This is a genomic window from Pseudomonas sp. p50(2008) (genome assembly GCF_015351605.1).
Taxonomy (GTDB): Bacteria; Pseudomonadota; Gammaproteobacteria; order Pseudomonadales; family Pseudomonadaceae; genus Aquipseudomonas.
Genome location: NZ_JACMYF010000001.1, coordinates 551,886 through 568,983, shown reverse-complemented (window position 1 = coordinate 568,983; position 17,098 = coordinate 551,886). Strand labels below are relative to the sequence as shown.

Below are 17,098 nucleotides of genomic sequence, written 5' to 3'. Positions count from 1 at the left end.
TTGCCGACAACGCCCTGTTGCATCGAGATTGATATGCCGACCCGCCCCTTTGCCCACCGTGACCACCAGCCATCTGCCGCCCCAGCAAGCCCTGAACGCTTCTGCGGCCTGCCCAAGCGCGGCCTGGCGCTGATCCTGGCCAATGCGCTGTTCTGGCAGCCGCTGCTGGTGCAGGCCGATGGCATTGTGGTCAGCGGCCCCGGCACCTCACTGGGCCAGGCCGGCAACGGCGTGCCCATCGTCAACATCGCCGCGCCCAATGCCAGTGGCCTGTCGCACAATCAGTTCAACGACTACAACGTCGGCGCCAACGGGGTGATCCTCAACAACGCCACGACGCGCACCCAGGCCACGCAACTGGGCGGGATCATTCTCGGCAACCCGAACCTGCAGGGCTCGGCGGCCAGCACCATTCTCAATGAAGTCAACGGCGGTAACCCGAGCCACCTGCGCGGGTACACCGAAGTCGCGGGGCCATCGGCGCGCGTCATCGTCGCCAACCCCTATGGCATCAGTTGTAACGGCTGCGGCTTCATCAACACCCCACGTGCCACCCTCACCACCGGCACCCCGATCCTGAACAACGGCCGCCTCGATCACTTTCAGGTCGATGGCGGCAGCGTGAGCATCGAGGGGGCGGGGCTGAATGCCGGCAACGTCGACAGCTTTGAGATCATCACCCGCACGGCCAGGCTCAATGCGCAGATCAACGCCCGCAACCTGACCCTGATCGCGGGCCGCAACGACGTTGACGCACAGACCCTCAATGCCACGGCGCGTGCCGACGACGGCAGCGTCAAGCCACAGCTGGCCATTGACTCCACCGCGCTGGGTGGCATGTACGCCGGCGCCATCAAACTGGTGGGCACCGAAGCCGGTGTCGGGGTGCGGTTGGCCGGCAACCTGGCCGCCAGCGGTGGCGATATCCAGATCGATGCCAATGGTCATTTGACCCTGGCCCAGGCGGCGTCCAGCCAAGGCATCAGCGTCAAGGCGGCGAGCCTGGAGGCGCAAGGTCCGGTCTACGCCGGCACCTCCCTGGAAGTTAAAACCAGCGGCGCCTCAAACAACCGGCAAAGCCTGGCTGCCCGTGATCGCATCAGCCTGAGCGCCGGTGGCCAACTGACCAACAGCGGCATCATCGAGGCCGGCGTCAATGCCGACAACAGCCGCAACAGCGTCGGCGATATCAGCCTCAGTGCGCAGAACCTGCGCAACAGCGGTAGCGTGACGGCCAGTCGCAACCTCGACGCGGGCGTCAGCCAAACCCTGGATAACCGTGGCGGCACGCTGAGTGCGCAAAACGGCGTGCAGGTCAGTGCCGCGACGCTGGACAACCGTGAGCAGGGGCGTGTGCTCAGCCACAACAGCCTCGCCCTGCACGCGGACCAAGTGCTCAACCAACAGAGCCTGATCAACAGTCGCGGCCTGCTCCAGGCGCAGGTGGGTCACCTGGATAACAGCGCGGGTGAGTTCTCCAGCGCTGCAGCGGCCGTCCTTAATTTGGCATCCCTCGACAACGTCGCCGGCCTGATCATGGCCGGGCAGGACCTTCGCCTCAGCGCCAGCGGCGCAATCAATAACCGTAACGGTCAATTGGGTGCAAACCAGGCGTTGAGCCTCTCCGGTAGCACCCTGGATAACCGCCAGAATGGACGGGTCAGCGCTACCGGCGATCTTGATCTCAGCGTTACGCACCTGGACAACCAGGGCGGTGAATTGATCGCCCAGGGCAACCTGAACCTGAGCGGCACCACCCTCGATAACCGCCAGAATGGCTTGCTCGGCGCAGCCAACGTGCTGACCGTCCAGGTCGACACTGTGGACAACCGAGGCGGTGAGCTTTCCAGCTCGGCGGCGCTGAACCTGAGCGGCCAGCAACTGGACAACAGTGACGGCGGCAAGGTGCTGGCCGGCACCGACCTGAGCCTTGGCGTCGCGCAATTGCTCAACCAGAACCAGGGCTTGCTGCAGGCCAAGGGCCGTGTCTCATTGGCCGGCCAGACCCTGGACAACGGCGGCGGGGCGGTCAGTGCCTTGTCGGCAGTGGATATCCGCCTCGACGGTGCCCTGACCAACCTCGGCGGTTCGATCAACAGCGAAGGCGCACTGACGGTGAGCGCCGCCAGCCTGAACAATCGCCAGGGCAGCCTGTCCAGTGCAGGTCCACTCAGCCTGACCAGCCTAGGTGTGGTCGACAACCAGGGTGGTCAACTGGTCGCCGATGCCAGCCTCAGCGTGCACAGCGCCAGCCTGGATAATCGCCAGCGCGGCAACATCAGTGGCAAGGGCCCTGTGCGCCTCGACACGGGCGCGTTCGATAACAGCCAGGGCGGGCACCTGACCAGCAGCGATACCCTCGAACTGACGGCCACCCAGGTGACCAACCAGGACACCGGCCGCATCGCCAGCGACCAGGCGTTGAGCGCCAACGTCACCGGCCTGGACCAACAAGGCGGCCTGTTGTTCAGTAACAGCGCGCTGAACCTGAGCCTCAATCGCGGCCAGTTGAACAACCAGAACGGCCTGATCAGCGCACCGCTGCTGATGCTCGGCCACCTCAACGAAGTGAACAACCAGGGCGGGGAAATCTCCAGTGCCCAAGCCTTTACCTTCGCCGCCAACAGCCTGGACAACACAGACGGCAAACTGCTGAGCAACCAGGCACTGACCGTGCGCGTGGAGCAGGCGCTGGGCAACCTCAAAGGCCTGATCGCCGCGTCGGCCCTCGACGTGCGCGCCGCCAGCGTCAACAACCAGGGCGGCACCCTGACCAGCCGTGACACCCTCGACCTGAGCGTCGACGGCCTGCTGGACAACCAGGCTCACGGCCTGATCAACGCCACCCGGCGCCTCAATATCCAGACCGCCGCGCTGAACAACCAGAACGGCGGATCGCTGCTGGGCAGCGCCATCGCCCTGGATTTCGGCGCGGCGGGCGGCGACCTGAACAACGCCGGTGGCCTGATCACCACCGCTGGTGCGCTGGGCATCCACCACCTGCGCGACCTGAACAACCAAGGCGGCGAGATCTCCAGCGAGCAAAGCTTTGCACTCGTCGGCCGCCACCTCGATAACCACGACGGCAAGCTGATCAGCAGCCAGTACCTGACGCTCGACGGCCTTGGCGTGACCAACCAGAACGGCCTTATTTCCGGCTGGGAAGGGCTGGCCGTCAACGCCAGCAGCCTGGACAACCGCAACCACGGCACACTCTCCAGCCGCAACGGTAACCTCGACGTAGCCGTCAAAAACGCCTTGCGCAACAGCGATGCCGGCGCCTTGGTCAGTCAGCACAACCTGACGGTCAACGCCGGCAGCCTCGACAACCGCAACGGCGGAATACTCTCCAGCGCCGCCGCTCAGGCGCTGACCGTCGAAGCTGAGCTGAACAACAGCCAGGGCGGCCAGATCGACAGCGGTGCTGCCCTGACCGTAAAGGCTTCGACCCTCAACAACCGCAGTGGCGCGATCAGTGCCGCGCAGGCCCTGGGCATCACCGCCGACGCGCTGGATAACAGCAGCGGCAGCCTGATCGGCAACAACGCCGTCACCCTCAACCTGCTCGGCGCCCTGACCAATACCCAGGGCAAACTCGCCAGCGCCGGGCTGTTGCGCCTGAGCGCCAGCCAGGTCGATAACCAGGGCGGCCAACTCGCCAGCCAAGGGCTGTTCAGCCTGCTGACGGGTGGCCTGGACAACCGCCAGCGAGGCACAGTCGCCGCCAACGACCTGCTGACGCTGACCGCCACGGGCGTGGTGCAAAACGACGCCGACGGCCTGATCTACAGCCAGCACGGCGATGTGCAGCTGCAAGCCGCACGCCTGAGCAACGGCCAAGGCACCCTGCAAAGCCAGGGCGTGCTGACCCTGGACGTTGCCGGTGATGTCGACAACCAGCAAGGTCGTATCCTCGCCCAGGACGGTGACCTCAACCTCAACGCCGGCAACCTCGATAACCGCGGCGGCGTCCTGGCCAGCCTGCACGCCACACTGACCGCCACCCTCAGCGGTTGGCTGCAAAACGGCATCCACCTGATCAGCCGCCAGGGCGGCACCACCCAGGCCGAGCGCCTGAACCTGACGACGGCCAGTATCGACAACCAGGGCGGGCGCCTTGCCGCTCAATCGGGCGATGTGCTCCTCAACACGGGCCACTTCGATAACCGCAGTGGCGGCCTTTACGCCGCACACCGCATCAGCGTCAACGGCGCCGACCTGGACAACCGCGCAGGGCAGATCGCCGCTCAACAGATCGACTTCAGCCTGGCCGGTGCCCTGAGTAATGCCCAAGGCATCCTCGAGAGCGACAGCACCCTCAACATCGCCGCCGCCCACCTGGACAACCAGGGCGGTCAACTGCGCGCCCTCGGCACCCAAGGCGCCAGCCGTTTCCAAATCGCGGGCCTGCTGGACAACCGCCACGGCACCCTGGAAAGCGCCAACACCGACCTGAGCCTGGGCCTGGGCGGTTTCCTCAACACCGGCGGCACCGTGCTGCACGTCGGCAACGGCACCTTCGACATCGCCACCGCCAACGTCATCAATGCCGGCGGCGACCTCATCACCCGGGGCGGCCTGACCCTCACGGCCGACCAGTGGACCAACAGCAGCGTCATCCAGGCCGGGCGCCTGAGCGTCAACGTCAACGACTTCACCCAGAGCGCCAGCGGCCAATTGCTGGCCGCCAGCAGCCTGATCGGCACCGGCGTGAACTGGCGCAACGACGGCCTGATCGCCAGCGACGGCAGCCTGGACCTGGGCCTGAGCGGCCTCTACACCGGCAAGGGTCGCCTGAGCAGCCGAGGTGACTTAATCCTGAGCACCGGGCAATTGAACCTGCCTGAAGTGGCGAGCATCGCCAGCGGCGGCGACAGCCTGATCACCGTCGCCGGCGTGCTGAACAACTACGGTCGCCTGACCTCCAGCGCCGACCTGATGCTGCACGCAGGCGCCGTGAACAACTACGGCACCCTGGGCAGCGGCCAAGACCTCACCCTCACCACGGCAGCGTTGCTCAATGATCACGGCCTGATCTTCAGTGGCTGGGACATGGGCCTGCGCGTCGCATCGCTCACCAACAGCTACGCCAGCCTCTACAGCCTGGGCGACCTGGACATCGACCGTGACGGCGCCGGTGGTTGGGCCTCCAGCATCATCAACAGCTCCGGCCTGATGCAGAGCGACGGCCGCATGAGCCTGGCCGCCAGCACCATCAAAAACATCCGTGCGCTGCTGACGGTCTCTGACGAGGGCATCTACACCGCCAAAATCGAACAAATCCCCTGCATCGAAGGCGTCAACGCCGGCGACTGCGGCGGCAAGCAAAACCGCGTCTGGGAAATCGTGCAGCGCGAAAAACTGCAAGTCACCGCCGCCAGTGCCGCGTCGAGCATCACCGCCGGTGGCGACCTGATTCTTAACGGCGGCGACCTGCTCAACCACAGCAGCACCCTGGCCACCAGCGGCAACCTGACCGCCACGCTGAACAACCTGACCAACACCGGCGTGCAGACCTCCGATACCGAAACCGTGCGCGTGTTTCGTACCCAACGCGCCAGCAATGGCAGCGGCTGGGTCAACATGGCCCAGGCATTCACCGACCGTTACTGGCTGCACGGCAACGGCTACGACGCCGGCAACCTCGGCGGCCTGGCGGCGGCCATGAGCCAGTTCATCGGCACCACCGAAGCCGAATTGCCGCAGTTTGGTCGCGTGACCCAACTGAGCACCGGTGACCAACGTTACGCCGCGATCATCCAGGCCGGCGGCAACGTCAACATCACCACCCAGAATGACTTCGACAACAGCGTGGTGCGGGCCGGCTTCGAGTACGTCGGCAGTGGCCCGAGCACCAACACCAGCGCCCCGGGCAACGCATTTTCCACCCGAGTGACCCTCAATCAGCAACTGCCCCCGGACCTGGCACAACAGCAAATCAATCCACTGGCGCTGCCAGGGTTTGAATTGCCCGCCGGGCAGAACGGCCTGTTCCGCCTCAGTGGCCAGGGCAATACCCAGGGCCACACCGGCCCGCACAGCTGGAACCTCGGCGAGGCCAGCGTCGGCGCGGCCGAGCGGCAACAAGCCATACCCGGCACCCAAGGGCGCGACTTCAGCGCCGACCCGTCCGGCAACATGGCTGGCGCGGTCAGTGTGGCCAAGGTCCAGGGCCTGCCCGGCAACACCGGGCAATCCCAGCCCCATAAGTACCTGATCGAAACCAACCCGGCACTCACCGACCTCAAGCAATTCATGAGCTCGGACTACCTGCTCAGCCAACTCGGCTACAACCCCGACGACAGCGCCAAGCGCCTGGGCGACGGCTTCTACGAGCAGCAGCTGATCCAGCAAGCCGTGGTCGCCCACACCGGCCAGCGCTATCTCGACGGCTTGACCTCCGACGAAGACATGTTCCGCTACCTGATGGACAACGCCATCGCCAGCAAGGACTCGCTGATGCTGTCGCTGGGCGTCAGCCTCACCGCCGAGCAAGTAGCGGCCCTGACCCACGACATCGTCTGGCTGGAAAACGCGATCGTCGACGGCCAGCAAGTCATGGTTCCGGTGCTGTACCTGGCCCAGTCCAACGACCGCCTGGCTGCCAACGGCGCGCTGATCCAGGGCCAGGACGTCAACCTGATCGCCGGGCACAACCTCGGCAACGCCGGCACCCTCAAGGCCACCGGCAACCTCGCTGGCATGGCCGGCAACCACCTGGTCAACAGTGGCCTGGTGCAGGCCGGCAATCGCCTCGACCTGCTCGCCGGCAACGACCTCACCAACCAGGCCGGCGGCATCATCAAGGGCCGCGACGTCAGCCTGACCAGCCTCACTGGCGACATCAGCAACGAACGCACCGTCACCAGCCACGACAGCAGCAACGGCTTTAACACCCAGCACCGCGACTTCGTCGACAACGCCGCACGCATCGAAGCCGCCAACGACCTGACCATCACCGCAGGCCGCGACTTCAACAACCTCGGCGGCGTCCTGCAAAGCGGCCGCGACACCAGCATCAGCGCCGGCCGCGACGTCACCTTCGGCTCGGCCGCACAACTCGACAGCAACGAACACGGCAGCAAAAACCGCGACCTCGCCATCACCCAACACAGCGCCAGCCTCGAAGCAGGCCGCGACCTGTCCATCAACGCCGGCCACGACCTCGCCATCGTCGCCAGCCAACTGGACACCCAACGCGACCTCGCCCTCAACGCCGGCAATAACCTCACCCTGGCTTCGGCCGCCAACGAAGACCACAGCTACAGCAAAACCCACAAAGTCGAAGCCCAGGAAGACCACGTCAGCCAGGTCGGTACCAGCCTCAACGCCGGCGGCAACGTCACCCTCGGCGCCGGCCAGGACCTCACGCTCATCGCCAGCACCGTCACCGCGGGCCAGGAAGCCTACCTGGTCGCCGGCGGCAACCTGCAACTGCTGGCCGCCCAAGACAGCGACTATTCGCTGTACGACAAGGAAAAGAAGGGCGGTTGGGGCAGCAAGGAAACCCAGCGTGACGAAGTCACCGACATCAAGAACATCGGCAGCCAAATCAACACCGGTGGCGACCTCACGCTGGTCAGCGGCGGGGATCAGTTGTACCAGGGCGCCAAGCTCGATAGCGGAAACGACCTGACCCTGCAAAGTGGCGGCAACATCACCTTCGAAGCCGTCAAGGACATGCACCAGGAGAGCCACGAAAAGAGCAAAGGCGACCTGGCCTGGAACTCCGCCTCAGGCAAAGGCAACACCGATGAAACCCTGCGCCAGAGCCAATTGGTCGCACAAGGGCAGATGGCGATCAATGCCGCGAACGGGTTGAACATCGACCTCAAGGCCATCGACCAGAAGTCGGTAGGCGAGACCATTGATGCCATGGTGCAGGCCGATCCGAACCTGGCCTGGCTCAAGGATGCGGAGCAGCGTGGGGATGTGGATTGGCGTTTGGTCCAGGAAATCCACGACGCCTATCAGTACAGCAACTCGGGACTGGGCGTTGGCGCACAACTGGCGATCGCCATCCTGATGGCTGCCTTTGTCGGCCCTGCTGCCATGTCGGCATTGGGCGGTACCGGCGCAGTGGCCGCAGGTGGGGCAGCCATCGCCACAAGCGCAGCAACCAACGCCACCGTCAGCTTCATCAACAATGGCGGCAACCTGGGCGCCGTGTTCAAAGACGTCACCTCCAGCGATGCCCTCAAGGGCTACGCCATTTCCGGCCTCACGGCCGGCATGACCGCGGGCTACTTCAACGAATGGACCGGTACCACCACGAATCCGGTCACCGGCAAGATCACAACCGATCTCGGGACATGGGGAAACGTCGGCCGATTCGCCGCCAATCAGGGCCTGCAAAACGGCACCTCGCTGGCGCTGAACAAGATCATGGGGCAGGGCGGAGATCTGGGCAGCGCTTTGCAGAGCACGCTGTTCAACACCTTGGCGGCGGCCAGTTTTAATGCGGTAGGGGATTACACCCCGTCGGCCGATGGCAGTCCGTCCAAGGTGATGATTCACGCCATGGTCGGTGGCCTGTTGGCGCAAGTCAGCGGCGGCGACTTCAAGACCGGCGCACTCGCGGCAGGCGCCAACGAAGCCTTGGTCGTCCAGCTCGATAGCTTGGTAGGTGGAAACGAAAACCTGCTGAGCATGACCTCGCAACTGGTGGGTGTGCTGGCGGCGGCCACGCAGCGTGATGCGGATGGCAACAGCCTGCAAACCGGGGCGTGGGTGGCGCAGAACGCTACGCAGTACAACTATCTCAATCATCAAGAAGCTGATGATTTAGTTAAGGACCTGAAGGGCTGTCGAGCGGCGGGGGACCCGGGGGCTTGCCGATCGGATGTCACTTCGAAATACGAGAGCCTCAGCGATAAAAAAACCGGCATCACTCTGTTGCAGTGTGAGGACTTCTCAACGTGCAACGCACTGCGAACAGAAGTCGAGGGCGGGTTAAACGTACTTGATCAGTTCGACCGCAATGGTGGGTTGAGCCTTGAGGAGCAGTCGATTGTTCGGGGTTTTCAAGACAGCAACCAGGACGATTTACGCCTGACCGCGCAAAAAACCACCCAAGCTACGAACGGTGAGATTGCTGGTATCGTTCTTACGGGTGGGTTGGGAGCTGGCGCTAAGGTTGTTGGTGAAGTTGGGGCTGGTGCAAAAGGAGTGTCGGGGTCCGCTCTGACTAGGGACGAACTGATTTCGGGATTGCCTGTAGGCACTAAGATCACCCCAGGAAGTGTGGTTGATATCCGTAGGTTGCCAGATGGCCGAACAGTCTGGCTGGAAAAGGGTACTGATGCTGCCGGATTGCAACACATCTACAAACGACACGAAGCCGACTTTGTCAAAAAAGGCATCTCACGTGATGACATTTCAAATGTTGTAATGAGTGCTCTTGAACGTGGGAAAGTTGTCGGGACCAATGGTTCAGCTAATGTTTATCGCATCACGCACAATGGTGTTGAGCAAAACATCGCAGTTGGGGTTGGCTCAAACGGCTTTGTGGTTCGAGCTAATCCAGTCACTTCTTGGAAACCATTGCCATGATCAGGTTAAGACTAACGAGTGAGTATTTGGCTGGGCCGATATTCTGCCCAGATCCGGATAGAATGGGGCACGTTGATATTGAAGATTTGCCCTGTTCTCCAGAGCTGAGGGTCAAAATCAGCGAGTGGGACGGTGAGTATCAGTCGACGTTCAACAGCGACTACCCGCCCGATTCATGTTTTGCCACGCCTGAGGCAGAGCTTCGGCACAAAGCAGAGGGGGAGGAACTGGCCAAATCGATGCAGCAAGAACTAGGGAACAGTTATATGGTTGAGTATTGCCCATAGTCGATAATTAGTCGGTGCAAAAGGCGTTGAAATACCAGCTTTAGTAAACAAACCGTTGGGCTAGGGTTCGACGGGTAAATCGACGCCTGCTAACTTGCGTGAAAAGGTTGCAATGGAGCAGGCTCTTTCAAATCCTGCTGCTGGTCGCCCAGTGAAGGTTCCGATGACTGATTCCCTATGGCCGGCAACTGATGGCTGGGTGAAATCGGCGCAAAATATCAATTGAATCGAAATTCACTATGTAAGAAACTCCATTACTGGAGCAACTGACGACTTCAAATTAAAGTGAGTGAAAATATGCTAGCCTTATGCCAGGCTAATCTCGGTAGCGCTATCCCAACAAAGGAGCGCTATTTGGGTGAGGTTGATCGAACTAGCTATTCTCCTTTGAATGTCGGAGATTGTTACGTGGTGTATGCCATGATGTTTATTTCTGATCGGGTAGATTATTTAGTGCGAACTCCTGAGCAGCCACCTTTCTGGGTTCCTAGCAGTCTTTTTCGCTTAGTTGATGCTAGAATTCCAGCCGGCTGGGAGTTTTCTATTACGCAGATGCGCCCTGACTATAAGTGTCTTTTTGATGCGTTTAAAATTAGTTGTTTGGTGGGTTATCCGCTGCTAGTTAATGAGTATTTACACTATGTAGGGGTTGTTGAGGGTGACCCAGTAGAAGTGCTTCGATTTATGGAGGAGGAACAGCATCACATATGAGACTAACTTTAAGATGAGGTCAAGTGACTGGCATGTCCAACCGAATTCCTAAGAGACGTACCATTTGTATTTATAAAAGATGGCAGGCACCGTTCGGCTAGTAACAGGGGTTCCAGCAAAAAGATGAATGTATTTTTTGAAAATGATGTGGTGCGCCTCCAGAAAAGCGTTAAAGCGGATGTTATCGGTGGGGATGAGGTTTTTATATCTGAAGGAACAGTTGGGATCGTAGTGGTGGTTTATGGTGGATATGATTACCCTAAGGCCTATGAGGTAGAGTTTTTCATCCTAGAGCATAATAAATTCGCTCTGGCTACGGTTGATGCTGGGGCCGTAATTAAAGCCTGATAGCTTTGTTCAATGAAAAAAATGCTGTTCGCTTTGCTTGTAGTGGATATTGATTTTCGTAAGAAAATACCTTGTGAAGCTCGTGAATAACATGTACAGAGCTGCGCAATCGATGGCTGGTAGGTTAAAGTCGCTAGCGATGGAAACACCTTAGTTAGTCAGGGTGGTTTAAGGCAATATAGGCCGCCTACTTACTTACAAGCCATATCAATAGCTGACTCAAGCTAATTTTGAGTATAGATTTCCTGTGCAAGAAACGAAGCAGTGGCAATCCAATAGTCATTTGGATATCACGTACTAAATTATGAACGCGAAATTAAAACGGCTGCATAGCCCTGACATTGACAATCTTGAATATTACCAGCCGGAATGCGCTAGCAGCTTTTGCTTTCTTTTTCGGGCTATGATCGGCCCCGAAGGTGAAGAAGGCGAAGAATCATATGATATAGAGGTTTGTACTCCGGCATGGATTGAAGAAAATCTCGGGTTGGACCAAGCTCTTGTTGGGCAACATTACCTTATTGTTCGTGACTACAATTATCAAAAAATTATTCTTTTCATCGAAAATTTTCTACAAGGTTGTTCGGGTGAAAATTGGAATGAAATTTCAAGAAAGGTATCAACGTTAGGTTTGTGGGAGTTCGAGGGGTACAAAGATGGTGTTTGAGATTGCGCCATGGGACTGATTACACTTGAAGTATCCGTACATGGTTTACCTATTACTCCTACAATGCTATGGAGTGGCACTCCTTTGTTTAATGTTGACGATGGGCTTAGGTTGGTCGATTACTGCAAAAATAACGATATAGCAGTTCTTGGTATCGATGGTTTTAAAATCAAGGGGGGCAAAAGGATCCCAGACATAGATTGTATCGTTGACTTTTCCGCGTCATTAAATGAAACAAATTTTGCTGTAAAGTCGATAGAAGCGAGTAAAACAATTATTGAAGGTATGAGTGGTGATGATGTTTTTATGGAGTTTGTGCTCGTTAGAGTTTAGATGGTGCAAAAGGCAACAGGTAGGCAGGGAAATGCCTTGTTGATTTGTCGTATACGGGAATTGTCAGATCCTTAGGATAAGTCAGTGCAGCTTTCACTCGCTGACCGAGCACCCAAGAAACATGAAAACCCTGAAGGTATTGCGTTCGCTAGCGTCAAAGGCGATCCTTCCGAAATGAACGCTCAAGGTCAAAAATTGCTGATGAAATTCAGAGCAATAATTCCCGGTAACTCAGCAATTTTAAGCTTTATTGAAAGTGGAGATCTGCTATGAGTCTTACTATCTTGGAGTTTGCAAGATCGTATGTAGCGGGAAGGCTGACAGGCAAGATTTTTTCCGAGGCGTACATTGAACTTTGGAAAATTGAGAGAGATAGGAATGTCCTTCAGCTCGATGAACCTTCGTTGAGCGAGTGTTTGTCCAGTATTTGTTGTGCTGCGGATATGTACGAGCCAGATGAATCAAGGGAGGAGTATGAACTTGACGATGAAATGCTAAAATCTAAAGTCGCGAGCCTGGTGCAACAAATAGTCACTGATTAGTTGGCACAACAAGATTAGAGATTGCGTCGGGCAAATCCGCTAATCTGCTCGGCTGTGCCGTTAGTAACTCCCAACCTGCCTATAAAAAGGTGGTCTTGACTTGAGAGTAAATGACGTGGGTGTAAGGAAAAAAATAGTTGAGTCTCAAGCTCAGAGTATTCTGCGCGGAGATATTATTAGGGTGAGCGGCAAATACCCATATGAACATAACGTAGACTTTATGATGTTTGAAACTAATTCTGAGGACAGCCCTTATGGCCTTATCGTTACATCTGGATACAAGGCGGGTTTAATTTTGGTCTATTTGCCTAAAGAAAGTAATTCTGACGAAGGTGGGCTGAGTAAAGCTTGGTTAGTGTCTAACTGGAAAAAGTGGGTTTATCCAGACTGCGATATTTCGGATGGGTATTTGATTGGCGGGTACGAGGCCGCGTGAGAGCGTTACAGTTAATGGGGGAGTATCGTGCGGCTGTACACCTGCGACCTTTAGTGAAAAGCTTGCAATGGAACAGGCTGTTGAAATAATGTTGCTGACCGCCCACTGGCGGTTCTGATGACTGATCACCGATGGCCGGCAACTAATGGCTGGTTGAAATCGGCGCACAAAATAATGGTGGGCGATGAATAATAAAATGCGTAAAGAACTTGAGCGGACAAATTTGGATGGAAAAGAAACACCACCTGAACTGCTCGTTCTTCTTGATGCTGGTTTTGTTGCGCAGGATGGATGTTTTTTCATAAGGTCTCTCAAGGAATTATGCTTGAGTGTATCTGTTGATGATTTTTCGGATAAAACTGGCTTTGAGTGTTTTGTGAATTCAGTTCATATTGACGATTATGTTGATTCTGATTATCTGGCGAGTGCTTTATTGTTTGCGCAGGCGTGCTTTGATGTGTGGAGAAATAATAATAAAAGCTATAAGTTGGCGGGGGTCATTTTGAGTGATGAATTTGGGGTGGTTGTTAAATTTCATTGTTTGAGAGAGTCGGAGTCTTGGCTTGGTGAGTGTCTCGAAAAGTATGAAGAGGCAGTTTTGTTTACTGATTCATCTGTGTTTAGCCTGAGTGTTAAGTGAAAAATTTAAAATTGATGGCGGATTATCATTGTCATCCGCTTTGGGACATGTCTCTTGGTGGATATGGGGACATAGATCCTTGCGAGCTTCCGATCTCTAAAAAGCTGCAAATACGTTTGGCAAAATGGGCTGCTACGTACGATGAAACACTGGATGCTGAATACCCACCAAATTCTGGTTTTAAAAGCGATGAATTAGAGCGCGAATTTAAGCTGGAGGGAGAGCGATTAGCTGCAAGTCTAATGAGTGAACTAGGCCCTAGTATTTCTGTTCTATTTAAATTTTAGTAAAAGGAAGTGGTAAGATACACGATTGCACCTGAAGGTCGAGGTCTACGTTGTAGCGCCGAGGGAAGATTTATTGGCCTATTGGAGCCACCAAACTATGACTCGTTTGTTTTCTATGATAACTAGCCCGTCAGATCGAGAGAATTTAGTATTCGAGATATGGTCGGGGTCTAACCAGCTAGCCGAAGTATCGCATGAGCCTGGTAAACCTGTTGAAATTGAAATATATCCGCCTGTTGACGGGGGGAAGTGGAATTTTGAAATCGAAGAGTTAATGTCTCTTTTGCAACAAGCAGTTAAAAATTTAGACAATAAGAATTAAATTGGGAGAAAGCAATTTAAGCCAAGGCGTTATTTTTCGCTGAGCTATCTGCCAATGGTGTGAAGTTTTCTCGGGGGGGAAATGTTGGTTGTTGCCAAACCTATTGCCGCTCGTTTAGCTCTCTGTCTGCAGTTGTAATTGTGATTTGCATGGTTTGAATACTGACGGTATCCCGGCACGTGGGGGCGTATCCTCCGTTGGTCGAAATGAAGTTGTTTGTAAAAAATACCTGAATTGCTCAGATGAGCCTTTCATTTAATGTTTAACTAAAAAGGACGATTCACATGATCAAGTTAATCTCAAAAACTACAGCTGTTGTATCGATCGCACTGCTCTACGGCTGTGCTTCTGCCCCATCAATGGAGGCGATGCAAGCGGAAGTAGCCCAGTACTCTTTACCTAAAGCACCTGTTGCGGACAAGGGCTTGGTCTATGTAGTCCGGCCGAGCAATGCCGGGATGATGGTACGCTTCAATGTCTTCCTTGACGACCAGGAAGCAGATTCGGAAATGGGTTACAACCGAGGCAACCAGTACATTTACTTTTATGTAACCCCCGGAACGCACGTGATCAGCTCCAAAGCTGAAAATTGAGCGGAAGTTACGGTAACTGCCAAGGCTGGTGAAGTCATTTATCTGAAGCAGGAAGTGGAGGTGGGTGTGGTGATGGCACGGAACAGCCTGAAAGTATTGAACGACGTTGAAGGTCGTTATCTGGTGAAGGCTGCTGCGCTTGGTACTATAGCAAAAGAGAGTAAATAACCGTTTGAAACGGTGAAAAAGGTGCAGCAATACTCCTGAAGTGATGGGCTTTAATCCAGGTGTCAAAAAACACCTGAATGGTCTGAAGGCTTGACCCAACTAGAATTCGGCGGCGCTGCCCAGTTCCCCAAACTCATATCTCTTGAAGTCGCTGTAGTTACGGCTGCGTCCGTAATCCATCGATAATTATCTTCGGCTTCTTTTAATTAAGAATAAAATCGTTTAACGAAAATTTCGTAAAGTTTTAGGATTGCCCATGTTTAAAAGTTTCTCAAAACTCACAGCCATAATCGCCATCCTAACAATGAGCGGCTGTGTTTCTTTCAATGTTACCGGCCCAATCGGGGTTCCCACAAATCCCGCCCCGATTACCAGCCCGCGTACCGCACAACTCGCCGACGTGAAGGTCTCGGTCCCGGACATGGACGCTGCTACACGTAACTCCATCAGTCGTTCGCTAACGACGCAGATCAAGCAGTACGTGGATAAAGGGGGCTACTTCAAGCAAATCACCGAATACCCCACCCGTTTAGGTGAAAACGATGTGGTGCTCAACTTCAATATGACTTCGCTCAAAGGTCGTCGAGCTCCGCATCCCGCCTATTTCCCCGGTGCCTTGCTCACACTGACGCTGTGGATCTGGGTGAATGGGCCCATCGACGTAGACAGCTTCGACTTGGCGGGTGATCTGCAGATCGTAGACCGAGACGGAGAAACGCTGGCGACTTCCACGGAACAGGTCAAGTTCGAGCGCAATGTCGGCATTTACGGACGCGAACACTGGGCACCTACCATGGGTGCCAAACAATTGAGCGAACTGGTTTCAAAGCTGCTTGATACCGCGACTGCGCGCTTGGCAAAACAGTAACTAAAAGGAGAACCACATGGTTGGATACATCAAACACGCCTTCATCCTGTCAGTCATTCTGATGTCAGGTTGCGCATCGTACTCGATGCATGAACTGCCGCCCTTACAGGCCTGGCCACTCACAGCAGATGCTGCACAGCAAAAGCCGACGACGTTCGTGCGCACCACCGCGTTTTATCAGGCCAACGGCGGGGAGGGGCGGACGGTTGCCGGCGCGCCAGCTGCCCTGTGGGAATCGGCAATTGTGGATGCGTTCCGAGAGTCGGGGCGCTTTTCGCGGGTGACTACCGACAAGGTTGACTCTGACATCTACGCCGAAGCCACTCTGTACAACAATGAACAGTTCAGCGTTGCCTCCGCCGTTGTGACCGGTTTGACCATGTTCATCATTCCCAGTACGGCGAAGAACACGTTTACCCTGGAAACGGTGTTCAAGGACAAGGACGGTAAAGAACTTGGGCGCATTCGCAAAAGCGAGTCGGTGCGTACCTGGATGCAGTTGGTGTTGATCGTTGCCCTGCCTTTCCAGCAAGACACTCGCGAAGTGGTGCAAACGCTTGCCCGCAGCACGCTGGAAGAAGCGGTGCAACGTCAGTTGCTGTAGAGCAAGCCGCTTGGGAAGCGGTCCTGGCTAAGCATCTTGAACTTGCTCTGGTATCAGGATTGGCTGAAAGGCTGTCTGAATGCCTGGCAACGGTTCAGGACGCGACCCCCGACGAGAGTTCGCGGACAAGTCCATGCATCCCGAGCCCACAGGGGGCTGCTGGAATTAGGCTTGCCCGCGAAGGCGTCAGTCGAGACGCCTCAACTACCCGGGTTAATCACGCCACCAAAACAGCCTGAGGTTGCGGTCGCAATCGACGCTCAACCACCTCCAGCACATCACAGCCATCGCGCAACGAAATGGCGCAGAGCAGGGCGAAGTCACTGAGGATGAACGACTCACACTCGATCGTGCCGCGCATGGCCAGGTTTTCTAGCACCTGGGTGACGGCCTCGATTCGGTACTTGGCCGCGCCGATCAATACATCGAGTGGAGCTTGGGTGTCGACGAACAATGTAGGCATGTCGTCGCAGTTGCTGGTGAGCGGCTTGAAGCGGTTTTCGGGGTAGGGGGGTGGTTTTTTGTAGGGTGGATCCGGAGTCAGTTTTTTCATTTGTTCAATCTCATGAGCATGAATATGAACTGCCAACAGCCTTCCTACGGGCTAGGGTGGCAGCCGTGCGCAGGATGTAGGAAACCGAGTGCTCATGAAACCTCGGTCACGCCGAAGCGTGTCCCACGCACAGCCGCCGCGAACGATCTTACGGACACTATTTAAGTGCCGCAATCAAACGACAGCG

The 17,098-nt window shown here is 56.3% G+C and carries 14 protein-coding genes and 1 pseudogene; 14 read left to right on the top strand and 1 reads right to left on the bottom strand.

Annotated features, from left to right (window positions below; genetic code table 11):
- The first annotated feature begins 33 nt into the window (after positions 1-33).
- The 14 genes and pseudogenes from H7698_RS02540 (at position 34) to H7698_RS02475 (ending at position 16,358) form a co-directional block, all read left to right on the top strand.
- A complete protein-coding gene (locus tag H7698_RS02540) occupies positions 34-9,552 on the top strand; it encodes a two-partner secretion domain-containing protein (RefSeq protein ID WP_194690478.1) in 9,519 nt (3,172 codons plus the stop codon).
- A 641-nt stretch (positions 9,553-10,193) separates the two neighbouring features.
- Positions 10,194-10,550 carry a hypothetical protein gene (locus H7698_RS02535; protein ID WP_194690477.1) on the top strand — a complete coding sequence of 119 codons (357 nt, stop codon included), beginning with the start codon at positions 10,194-10,196 and terminating at the stop codon, positions 10,548-10,550.
- A gap of 123 nt (positions 10,551-10,673) precedes the next feature.
- Complete coding sequence (locus tag H7698_RS02530; RefSeq protein ID WP_194690476.1) at positions 10,674-10,898, top strand: hypothetical protein; 225 nt, start codon at positions 10,674-10,676, stop codon at positions 10,896-10,898.
- Positions 10,899-11,202: 304 nt separating this feature from the next.
- Complete coding sequence (locus H7698_RS02525; protein WP_194690475.1) at positions 11,203-11,565, top strand: immunity 8 family protein; 363 nt, start codon at positions 11,203-11,205, stop codon at positions 11,563-11,565.
- Between the two features lie 9 nt (positions 11,566-11,574).
- Positions 11,575-11,898: a hypothetical protein gene (locus tag H7698_RS02520; protein ID WP_194690474.1), complete on the top strand. Its 324-nt coding sequence runs from the start codon at positions 11,575-11,577 to the stop codon at positions 11,896-11,898.
- A gap of 84 nt (positions 11,899-11,982) precedes the next feature.
- Complete coding sequence (locus tag H7698_RS02515) at positions 11,983-12,171, top strand: hypothetical protein (protein ID WP_194690473.1); 189 nt, start codon at positions 11,983-11,985, stop codon at positions 12,169-12,171.
- Positions 12,168-12,440, top strand: a complete 273-nt coding sequence (locus tag H7698_RS02510; RefSeq protein WP_194690472.1) for a colicin immunity domain-containing protein — start codon at positions 12,168-12,170, stop codon at positions 12,438-12,440. The genes H7698_RS02515 and H7698_RS02510 overlap by 4 nt, the downstream gene beginning before the upstream one ends.
- A gap of 100 nt (positions 12,441-12,540) precedes the next feature.
- Positions 12,541-12,876: an Imm45 family immunity protein gene (gene imm45, locus H7698_RS02505; protein ID WP_208525564.1), complete on the top strand. Its 336-nt coding sequence runs from the start codon at positions 12,541-12,543 to the stop codon at positions 12,874-12,876.
- 196 nt (positions 12,877-13,072) lie between these two features.
- Positions 13,073-13,516 carry a hypothetical protein gene (locus H7698_RS02500; RefSeq protein WP_194690471.1) on the top strand — a complete coding sequence of 148 codons (444 nt, stop codon included), beginning with the start codon at positions 13,073-13,075 and terminating at the stop codon, positions 13,514-13,516.
- Positions 13,513-13,803 (top strand): hypothetical protein, encoded by a 291-nt coding sequence (locus H7698_RS02495; protein WP_328803713.1) that lies wholly within the window; start codon positions 13,513-13,515, stop codon positions 13,801-13,803. The genes H7698_RS02500 and H7698_RS02495 overlap by 4 nt, the downstream gene beginning before the upstream one ends.
- A gap of 97 nt (positions 13,804-13,900) precedes the next feature.
- Positions 13,901-14,125 (top strand): hypothetical protein, encoded by a 225-nt coding sequence (locus H7698_RS02490; protein ID WP_208525563.1) that lies wholly within the window; start codon positions 13,901-13,903, stop codon positions 14,123-14,125.
- Positions 14,126-14,493: 368 nt separating this feature from the next.
- Positions 14,494-14,886, top strand: a pseudogene (locus tag H7698_RS02485) (DUF2846 domain-containing protein).
- A 256-nt stretch (positions 14,887-15,142) separates the two neighbouring features.
- Entirely contained in the window at positions 15,143-15,754 is a 612-nt protein-coding gene (locus H7698_RS02480; protein WP_194690470.1) for a hypothetical protein, read from the top strand.
- A gap of 16 nt (positions 15,755-15,770) precedes the next feature.
- Entirely contained in the window at positions 15,771-16,358 is a 588-nt protein-coding gene (locus H7698_RS02475; protein ID WP_045062883.1) for a hypothetical protein, read from the top strand.
- A 217-nt stretch (positions 16,359-16,575) separates the two neighbouring features.
- Here H7698_RS02475 and H7698_RS02470 read toward each other — a convergent pair whose 3' ends face one another.
- Entirely contained in the window at positions 16,576-16,911 is a 336-nt protein-coding gene (locus H7698_RS02470) for a hypothetical protein (RefSeq protein ID WP_194690469.1), read from the bottom strand.
- Positions 16,912-17,098: the final 187 nt, after the last annotated feature.